This window comes from uncultured Succinivibrio sp., assembly GCF_902756765.1.
In the GTDB taxonomy this organism is placed as follows: Bacteria; Pseudomonadota; Gammaproteobacteria; order Enterobacterales; family Succinivibrionaceae; genus Succinivibrio.
Genome location: NZ_CACVSS010000194.1, coordinates 1 through 2,084, shown reverse-complemented (window position 1 = coordinate 2,084; position 2,084 = coordinate 1). Strand labels below are relative to the sequence as shown.

General features: G+C 37.3%; 2 protein-coding genes. Both read right to left on the bottom strand.

What is annotated here, in order from left to right; translation table 11 throughout:
- Positions 1-104 precede the first annotated feature (104 nt).
- Positions 105-710 carry a YqiA/YcfP family alpha/beta fold hydrolase gene (locus QZU45_RS12315; protein ID WP_295355715.1) on the bottom strand — a complete coding sequence of 202 codons (606 nt, stop codon included), beginning with the start codon at positions 708-710 and terminating at the stop codon, positions 105-107.
- A gap of 114 nt (positions 711-824) precedes the next feature.
- Positions 825-1,622, bottom strand: a complete 798-nt coding sequence (locus tag QZU45_RS12310; RefSeq protein ID WP_295355713.1) for a hypothetical protein — start codon at positions 1,620-1,622, stop codon at positions 825-827.
- Positions 1,623-2,084 lie beyond the last annotated feature (462 nt).

Genomic DNA, 2,084 nt, shown 5'->3' with positions numbered 1-2,084 from the left:
TACGGCAGAATCTTCCGTGACTATAAGGGCGAGGTTCTGGTTGTTGGCATTAACTACGATAAAGACACCAAAGAACATCAGTGTTTTATTGAGAAAATGAAAAACTAGTTTTGACTATCAAGTTCGTCAGGATCGATATAACAAACGGCATATTTCATTGATAATATTTCTTTTGCATATGGCTCGTAGTCTTTTATCTGATGCTCTTCATCCGTAATCTCGGTAATACTGCAGCCTCTGTAGAATTCTTCAGCTTCTCTGTAGTCAAGGACAGTATCATTTCTACCTAAGACTACATATCTTGGAATTCCATGCTTATTTAGTTTTCCTGAAAAACGGTAGCTGTTAATAAGCTCATCAGTAAGCTCATAGGTCTGACCGGTTGCAAAGTTACGATTGAGTCCCTTAAACTGCAGCAGCGTCTTCTCAGGATTGATTACAGGATTGAAGAGAACGCAGTAATAGCATTTAAGTACAGCGATAACAGCAGCATAGTAACCGCCCATGGAGCTGCCGATAATCACCATATTCTCAAGATCGTCCATCTGCTTTTCCAGATCTTCAGTTTCATGCAGAAGATAGGCGATATTCTCGTCAAAAGGTCGATCGCACTGCCATTCAAGTCTTACAACTTTTTCTTTTAAGCTTTTTTCCAGAAGAGCTGCTGATCTTTTGCCATCAGAGTTCAGTCCATGAATATAAACGTACATCTTCCATCTCCTTAAATAATGAGGCAGGTATAATTGAATTAACCTTGATTCTATTTCCTGTCCATAAAGCTTAAAACGAATCACAGCCAAGAATAACGCTGAATGTTATGCACTTCAGGCAAGCTCTTCTCTGTCATACATGTCATCTATGGCAGCACACAATTCCTGGCTTTTAGCCAGAATTTCTCCTAACTCCTTTCGGTATTTATCCGAGTCATAATACTCACAGATACATTCTTCAAGCAAAGATGCTGCTTTTTGCTCTTCTTTATACGAACATGGCTTCATGTCATACATTTCAAGGAGCTTTAGAATATATTCCTTTTTCTCCTTTAGATTGTTAATGGTAATTTTGGAGGAATAGGTCGGCTCAGTCAGCTTCTCTTTTGTAATTATGCGGAAACATTTACCAAGATGCTTAATGATAAAATTGGCTGATGGCAAATATAATTCTTTGTACACAGAGAAAATAAGGTCGGAAGCACTAACGTTTAACTGCTGTTTTTCGAAAATGGACATCAGACAATTCAGTTTTTCATCGTTAGACTCTCTATAGAAAGCTGCCAGCGCGGATAAAAGTTCATTATCTTTTAAAAACTCTCTTCTGTAGAAATCACTATGGAATCCAGATGATCTGAAGTAACCGCCCCAGAATGCTTCAATATAGTCATTCCAGATCTGATTGTCAGGAGTATATGGAACTGTATTATCTGAAACTCTCTGCATCCTGATAAATGCTTCTGTTTTAGCTTTCTTATCATCAGAGACTTCATAGGAAATGATGCCTGCTTTGATGTTTGTCTCTGCAGCTAATTTATTCTTCAGGTTCTCGAATATTAAGTCAGCTGCGTCCTTGGTATCAACGCTGAAATACATAGGATCGTATTCACCGTCATATAGATCTCTTAACATTTTTTCACCTCAGTGAACGTTATTCATTAAACAGTTGCGCTTTAAAGGTAATGAGTAAGAAAAAGAAGAAGGGGAGAGCTGATGAGTTAAGAGCTTAACTCACCATTTCTATTTTAAGGATAAAACAGGACTATTCCAGATTCAGATAAGTGTGAAGATTTTTTGATATAAAACTATTTCTGAAGTTCGCAGTAAACACAGGCTGGACCAGCAAACACCATTGCATATGCTTTAAGATTTTTTTCTATCCTTTTGGGAGCACGCTATATTTTTGAAGACTATCTTTTTTTTTAAGGAAAAATTGATAGTAAACTTTACTGTAATGTATTTTTGTTTTATAACTGCAGACGCAGGGTTGAAAAGCACTTCCAGACCTTTAAAGATCACCTCAACTTTAATCGTGCTTATGCCTCATCAGATAAAGCCTTTAAAGGTAAATTCCTCTGTCAGTTCATTGCTGCC

Bases quoted from the DNA above. Each gene is read 5' to 3' on its own strand.
- QZU45_RS12310 (WP_295355713.1), bottom strand. From the start codon at position 1,622: ATGTTAAGAGATCTATATGACGGTGAATACGATCCTATGTATTTCAGC.
- QZU45_RS12315 (WP_295355715.1), bottom strand. From the start codon at position 710: ATGTACGTTTATATTCATGGACTGAACTCTGATGGCAAAAGATCAGCA.